Genomic DNA, 6,826 nt, shown 5'->3' with positions numbered 1-6,826 from the left:
GTCACGCAGCCGGCCGACCGCGGCACAAGAGAGCGAGGACGCCGGGTCGCGGGATGATCCCGGCCGGGCCGCCTCCTTCGCAGCCGCCCCATTCCACGCACACGGACCCGAGGGGCCTCGGCTTCCCCGGGCCGGTCCGGGGTCTCTCACTCCGAACGGTGGACGGCCGTGTCCGACGCGGGCGGTCTCCTGCCGAGCGCGAGCAGCATGATCTTTCGCCAGCTCGTCCGGGGGCGGCTCAAGGGGGCTCCGGGACGGTGGCGCGGGACCAGGAGCCGCAGGGCGCGGGGGTGGAGCGTGCACACGGCTGGTGCGGGCAGCATCAGGGCCTCGCCGTCGACCCCGACCGGCAGGTCGGGGGAGGTGGAGGTGACATCGACCCGGCGGGCTGTCAGGACGGTCAGCCCCGTGGCCTGGGTGCCGCGCAGCGCGATCTCCGCGGCCTGGGCCGCACCCTCCACCCGGATGCCGACGACGCCCATCGTCCCGGTGTCCAGTCGCAGCCGGCGGCCCGCACCCAGCAGATCGGTCTCCATATAGGGGTTGTTGCTGATCAGGAGCGCCTGCTGCGAGGAGAGCCGGGTGCCGTCCACGAGCGCTTCGAGCCGCTTCCCGGACTCCTTGAGCAGCAGATCGGGCAGCCCGCCCAGGATGGTGCCCGCCTGGTCCGCACGGTACTGAGGGCTCTGGACGATCTCCGCGTACACCCCGAACGAGACGGTGTTGACGAAGGGACGGCCCGACACGAACCCCAGATCCACGCTGAGCTGCTCCCCGTCGGCGAGGGCGTCCAGGCAGCGAGCGGGATCCTGGCGGTCCAGGCCCAGATCCATGGCGAAGTGATTGCGGGTGCCCGCGGGGATCACCAGGAACGGAAGACCGTGCTCGGCGGCCACGGCGGCCACCAGGGCCTGGGTGCCGTCGCCGCCCGCCACCCCGAGGAGATCCGCGCCGTCGGCCACGGCCTGCCGGGCGAGCGCGGTGACGTCCGCCCGGGCGTCGGTCGGCAGGACGATCACCCGCGCGCCCATGTCCTCGGCCTTCTCCACCAGCCCGTGCCGGGCGACCTTCCCGCCGCCCGACGCCGGATTCATGATCAGCACCGGACGGCGCGGCGGCCGTCGCCGCTCGGCGCGCATCCCGGCCAGCGGTCTCGCCCTCCGCAGTGCCGACCGCGCGCAGGCCAGCGCCGCGCCCCACAGCGCCACGGAGACGAGTGCCGGGCCCCACAGGCCACGGCTCGTACAGAGCACGATGACGCCGGCCGGGGCCGCGACCACCAACAGCGCTCCGAGCGCCCGGACCACCCCGCGGTAGGCGAGGAACCACCAGGCCCCCACCGCCGCCGCGGCCAGGCCCGCAAGGCCGCCCACCACGATCAGCAGACCCCCCGCGCCCACCATCGACACCAGAGCGACGGCCGCCGCCACCGCGCCCGCCAGAGAGAGCCGGGCCAGCACCCGCGCCGCCCGCGGCACCTCTGGATCCGTCACCCTCACCACCGCCCTCCGCGCTCGTACCGCCGCCGTATCCCGGGTGGAGCCGGCGTACACGGCACGGACGGCCGGACCGCGCGGCGCCCGACGGACCGGAGACACGGCGCGGACGCTCGCAGCCGACCGCGCCGCTGGTCCCGGCGCCGCGGTGCGGCGCGCGGCGAGGCCAGGGACGGCCGGTCAGGGAAGGCAGACCTCGGCCGGGCGCAGTGAGCCCCCGGCGTTCTCGTCGTCCGTGCCCAGAACGCCCCGGACAGCGCCGGGCAGGCAGTCCAGCGCCTCGATCTTGTGACCGGGGAAGACCGCGAGCCGCACCGGCTCTTCGCGTACCGCGGGCCAGGGCTGACCGTCGAATCCGGTCAGGACGCTCCCGGCGTCATGGACGGCGGAGTCGAAAGGACCGTCGTCGCCCGCGTCGGAGGCCGAGGTGACGGTCACCCGGCCGGAGGGGGAGACGTGCACATCGCTGATGTGCCGTACGTTCTCCGGCGGATAGAGCACCCGGACGCCCGCGGTGCGCTGCGGGCCGAAGACGAGTCCGCTCCAGTCGAGTGCCGCGGTGTGCAGGACCGCCGGGTCCTGGTCCTGGCCCCGGTGGGCCCAGACCGCCACCAGGCGTCCCGCCTGCACGGTCAGGGCGAATCCCTCGTAGTTGTCGCCCGGGGCGACACCGGGAACGGTGAACTCCCGCAGCACCCGCACCGCGTCCTGGCCCAGGAGCAGATGGTAGCCGCGGCCGGAGCTCTCCAGGGCGACGAACTCCCCATCGGCGCCGGGGACCGCGCTCAGTGCTTCCAGGTCCACCGGAAGCCGCTCGCCGTCCCAGCTCAACACCTCGCCGTGCGGTGCGGAGCCGGGCGGGATACGGATACGGGACACCCGCTGCTCCCCTGGACGCTTGTTGTCGTGCACCACGAGCACCTCGGTCCCGGCGCCGTCCTGCGCCGCCACCGCGATACCGCTGATGCCGGCGGTGATCCCCTGGCCCGTCGGCAGCCAGCCGTCGGCGCCGGCGGCGGCACCGGGGAGCGAAGCGAGACTCAGGCCGGCCAGCACGGCGGCGAGGCGACGGCGGGCGGTGCGCAGGCTCTTCACCCGCCGCACGCTAGGGCGTGACTCGGAGTCCGGCCCGCCCGCGGCTCGCCCCTCTCCCCCGGTCGGCCCCGCCCTGTCACCCGGGCGCATCAGCACGGGTCCGCGCCGGTGCGCCCCTTCCGCTACGAGCGGTGCAGCAAGGCCGTGGCGATGGTGACCTGCGCCGGTTCCAGCGCGGTCTTCCCGTCTTCGACGTCCCACAGCGCGTTCTGCAGAACGCGGCCGAGCGTCCAGCCGGTTGCCCGCTGCCGGTCCAGGCCGAGGGCCTCGGTCAGCAGGTCGAAGCGGCGGAGGACCGTGCGTACGGCGTCGCCCGTCGCCACCACGTCGTCCCACCGGTTGTCCAGCGCCGGCAGCAGCTCGAATCCGGGGTCGCCGGCGAGCGGTTCGGGATCGATGGCGAGCCAGGGTTCCCGCTCCCCGGCGAGGACGTTGTCGTAGTGCAGGTCCCAGTGCAACAGGCGGTCGCCGGACTCACCGATCAGTTCGGCCACGGCGGACGCGCAGGTGCTCACCAGTCGCCGTTCGGCGGGGTGACGCAACGCCGGCACGGCCCGCGGAGCCTGTTCGAGCATGGCGGCGGCGAGGTCGGACAGCCGCCGCAGACCCTTCGGAGCGGGTACCGAGGTCAGACGGGCAATCAGCGCGGCCAGGATCCGCATCGCCGTATGGTCGTCGGCCAGCGAGGACAGGGTCCGGGTCGCGTCCAGCCGTTCCAGCAACTGGGTTCCGCTCTCCTCGTCGTGGTCGAGCAGGCGCACGATGCCGTCGCCCCGCCACGCCCGCAGACCGGCCGCGGCCCCGGCGGTCTCCTCCCGGAGCTGCTGGAGTTTGAGGACGGCGGGTGTGCCGTCGGCCCGGCGCACGGGCAGGACGAGCGAGGCCATGCCGTACGCGGCCGGGCCGTCGGGCCGCAGTTCCCAGCGGTCCGACAAGTCTCCGCCGAGGCGGGGCAGCCCGGCGATCCAGGCGCGCGCCGAGGCGCCGTGGGCGCTGTAGGACGCGGCGAACGCGTCCGGGACGTCGATGGAAGTCGACGTGTTCATGGGAAGAGTCTCCTTCGTGGGTTCAGCGTCGGGCCACGACGGCCGACTCCGGCGCGGAGGGCCGGGCTTACAGGGTGACCGGTCGCACCGCGCCGGTGTTCGTGCGCGAAAGAAAACCGGAACAGCTTGTCGTCGGATGTCGAGAACCCGTTTCCCGCTCCGACCAAGGGGTGACAGTGTGCCGCAGGGGCACCCGGTAGCACGAGCACCCCCGAACGCCGCCACCTCACCGCCCGGGCCCACCGCCTGGAGGTCTCCGCATGACGCGGTGAGCCGAACACCCCCGTACGCCGGTGCCATCGCCGTGCGCCCCCCGTCTGGAGGGACGGCCCGGAACGGGGCCGGTACCGTGGGCCCATGCCCCATACCGCCGCGCTTCTCGTCATCGATATGCAGAACACCCTGGTGTCGCTCGCCTTCCGGGCCGCCGAGACGGTCGCCGCAATCGCCGGCCTGCGGGAACGCGCGAAAGCCGCGGGCGTACCGGTCGTGACGATTCAGCACCGGGGTACGGGGGTGGAGGCCGGCACCGAGGGGTGGCGGATCGTGCCCGAGCTCACGCCCGCAGCCGGCGAGGAGACCGTCCACAAGACCAGCGCGGACAGCTTCCTGGACACTGATCTCGACGACACCCTCAAGGCGCTGGGGGTCACCGAGGTGGTCGTCACCGGGTTCGCGACCGAGTTCTGTGTGGACACCACGGCACGGCAGGCGCTGAGCCACCGGTACGACGTGGTGCTGGTCGCCGACGGGCACACCACATCCGACCGGCCCGAGTCCGGGGAGTACATCTCGTCCGAGCGGTCGATCGCGCACCACAACGGGATCTACCGGTACATGGACTTCCCCGGGCGGAGCATCCGGGTGCTGTCCTCGTCCGAAGTGGACTTCGCCGCGCCGTGAGCCGGTTCGTCTCCGGCGCCGCGCGTCAGGCCGTGTCGTCGAAGTCCCGTCGGGAGAGCGGGGCCATGGGCTGTTCGGTTCTCCGCCGCTCGACGCGGCCCGGTCTTTCAGAGCGGTCATGACACCGACGGCCGGCGCATCGGGCGCAGGCCGCGGCCGTGACAGCGCGGTCCATGCGACCGAAGGCCCCGGACCCGCGCGGGTCCGGGGCCTTCGGTCGAGGGGTTCCGGCCCGCGCCGAGCGGCATCGCCCCACCGTGCGGCCCAAGGGCGCGCGGCAGGCGGAGTCCGATGCGCCCGCAGGGGCTGACGACAACCCCGTGCCGGTCGGCTGCCATCGCGTTCGCCGTGGGGCGATGCCGCTCGACGCGGCGCGGGGGCCTGGGCACCGGGACCGGTCGTCCCAGCACCGGCCCCACCCGGCTACGACTCGGCTGCGGCCTTCTCGTCCGCGGCCTCGGCGACCGGCCCGGCAGCCTCGGCGCCGGCTGCCGCCGCGCTTTGCGGCTCGGACGTCGTCGGCCGGAGCGCCGTGTACATCACCGACCCCTGCTTCCGCTCCCGCTCGATGCTTCCCTTCGCCACTAGGCCCTCCAGCGCGTTGCGCACCACCTGGGTCGAGGCCACCCGCTCGGGGTGGGTCTCCGTCAGCTCCCGGACGACGTCGCTGACCATGAGCGGCTCGCCGGAACGCCCGACCAGAAGAGCCGTGACCAGCTCACGCAGAGTGGGCCGCCCCGGCTCCGGGCTCTTCGCGACCTTCTTCTCGGCCTTCTTCACGGCCTTCTTCTCGGCCGCCTTGGGCGCCGCCTTCTCCACGGGCTTGGCCGCGGCCTTGCTCCGGCTCCGCCCCGTCGCGCCGGCCGTCTTCTTCGGCCGCCTCGGACGCGGAACGACCCCGGGCGCGGGCGCCTCAGCGGAGTCGGCCTCTGCGGAGTCGGCGTCTACAGAGGAATCGGTGGAACCCGTGGAAGCAGCGGGAGCATCCGCGAGGGTGCCCTGCATCCCCGCCAGCCACCTCTCCTCCGTCTGCAGGTGGGCGAGGCGGTCCTGGTGCTCCGCGATCTTCGTGGTGATGGTCTCCTGCTCTTTGCGGTTGTTCTCCAGATCGGCCGCGAACTGCGCCGCATACCGTTCCTGGATCTGGGTGTTCTCCGGCTCGTTGGACACGACGGTTCTCTCTCTCGTCATACCTGATGTTGTTGCTGGATGCTACCCACCCTGGCAAGAGCATCGTTACAGCTACGGGCGGCGCACCCGGCCCCGGATGCCGAGCCGGTGGCATCCGGAGCGGGACTTCGCGCGGTGAACCCGGCCGCTCGTACAGGACCAACCATGCCTCCTGCCGACGGCGCCTCCGCATCAGCCGCCCCCGCGCCGCGTACGGCGACGCCGCCGGCACGGCGCCCGGTTCCGGGCCAACGTCCTTGCGGGAGCGGCGTATCCGTGCGCGGCAACCATACGAACGAGTGCACGGCGGAACGCGATGACTCGCGTGCACCCCGTTGCGGTGCCGAGGCGGTGGTGGAGGGGGTTCGTCGAGATCCCGGCCGGCGGGCGGTCTCGCCGGAGGTCTGGCTGCGGTTCGCCCTGAGCGTCATCGATTGCCGTGGTCGCAGCGGCGTCGAGCGTTGGACGACGACCGTGTCCATCTTCTGGAGTCGAAGGGCGGTACGTCCGCCGGTGTGCTCCTTCCCACCCGCCGGAGTGCGGGTGGGAAGGATGCTGTCCGGCGGCTGGGAGGGTGCTCCGCCGTCAGGGGCGGGGCCATCCGCAGTGGATATGGGTGCTGTGGCCCGCGTCCCCGGGGCCGAGGACCTCGGTGGCGCCCAGCTTGGTGCAGGCCGCCATGGCCGCCGCGTGCGGGGCGCCGCTGCCGACATGCGTGCCGTTGATGTAGTTGATGTCGACGGCGACTCCGACGTAGTGCCGGGAGTTGGCGGAGTGGTCGCCGCCCACCAGTTCGGAGATGGAGAGGGTGTAGCCGTGATCGGTGGTGAGCTTGAGCAGCCCATTGAGCATCTGGGCGTTGAGGAACACCCGCTGACCGGGCACATCGCTCCAGGGGCTGGTGGCGGCGCCCTTTCCATCGGCCGTGTCGACGATGTTCTGCCGTGCCGTGGACGCCGCGTCGACACCGCCGGAGTGGGCGGTGGCAAGGGTGATGGCTGCGGCGTCGCGGATCTGTCGGGCGAGCGAGATCCGGTCGCGGACCGGGCCGTCGAGGAGGGCCGACCAGGTGGTGGTGTCGACCGTGCCGTTCACGGTGCGGCCGACCGCCTGCTG

5 protein-coding genes and 1 pseudogene are annotated in these 6,826 nt (G+C 73.1%); 1 reads left to right on the top strand and 5 read right to left on the bottom strand.

The genetic code is table 11. The features are described 5' to 3' along the window. Positions 1 to 146: 146 nt before the first annotated feature. The 3 genes from FF041_RS29250 to FF041_RS29240 all read right to left on the bottom strand — a co-directional run bounded on the left by FF041_RS29250 (position 147) and on the right by FF041_RS29240 (position 3,637). Positions 147 to 1,493 carry a diacylglycerol/lipid kinase family protein gene (locus FF041_RS29250; protein ID WP_323393033.1) on the bottom strand — a complete coding sequence of 449 codons (1,347 nt, stop codon included), beginning with the start codon at positions 1,491 to 1,493 and terminating at the stop codon, positions 147 to 149. Positions 1,494 to 1,676: 183 nt separating this feature from the next. Beyond that, positions 1,677 to 2,591 (bottom strand): hypothetical protein, encoded by a 915-nt coding sequence (locus tag FF041_RS29245; protein WP_153525595.1) that lies wholly within the window; start codon positions 2,589 to 2,591, stop codon positions 1,677 to 1,679. Positions 2,592 to 2,713: 122 nt separating this feature from the next. After that, positions 2,714 to 3,637, bottom strand: a complete 924-nt coding sequence (locus FF041_RS29240) for an aminoglycoside phosphotransferase family protein (RefSeq protein ID WP_153525594.1) — start codon at positions 3,635 to 3,637, stop codon at positions 2,714 to 2,716. A gap of 357 nt (positions 3,638 to 3,994) precedes the next feature. On the opposite strand from FF041_RS29240, the gene FF041_RS29235 reads away from it, so the two are divergent. Continuing rightward, positions 3,995 to 4,540 carry a cysteine hydrolase family protein gene (locus FF041_RS29235; protein WP_153525593.1) on the top strand — a complete coding sequence of 182 codons (546 nt, stop codon included), beginning with the start codon at positions 3,995 to 3,997 and terminating at the stop codon, positions 4,538 to 4,540. 423 nt (positions 4,541 to 4,963) lie between these two features. Here the strand turns inward: FF041_RS29235 and FF041_RS29230 are convergent, their stop codons facing one another. After that, complete coding sequence (locus FF041_RS29230; RefSeq protein WP_153525592.1) at positions 4,964 to 5,731, bottom strand: hypothetical protein; 768 nt, start codon at positions 5,729 to 5,731, stop codon at positions 4,964 to 4,966. Positions 5,732 to 6,295: 564 nt separating this feature from the next. After that, positions 6,296 to 6,826: pseudogene (locus tag FF041_RS38235) on the bottom strand (peptidoglycan-binding domain-containing protein); the annotation flags it as partial.

The sequence above is a fragment of the Streptomyces jumonjinensis genome, assembly GCF_009600885.1.
Taxonomy (GTDB): domain Bacteria; phylum Actinomycetota; class Actinomycetes; order Streptomycetales; family Streptomycetaceae; genus Streptomyces; species Streptomyces jumonjinensis.
This window is presented reverse-complemented; position numbering and strand designations above follow the sequence as displayed.

Excerpts from the sequence above, each read along its gene's own strand:
- FF041_RS29235 (WP_153525593.1), top strand. The coding sequence starts at position 3,995 with ATGCCCCATACCGCCGCGCTTCTCGTCATCGATATGCAGAACACCCTG.
- FF041_RS29240 (WP_153525594.1), bottom strand. The coding sequence starts at position 3,637 with ATGAACACGTCGACTTCCATCGACGTCCCGGACGCGTTCGCCGCGTCC.
- FF041_RS29230 (WP_153525592.1), bottom strand. The coding sequence starts at position 5,731 with ATGACGAGAGAGAGAACCGTCGTGTCCAACGAGCCGGAGAACACCCAG.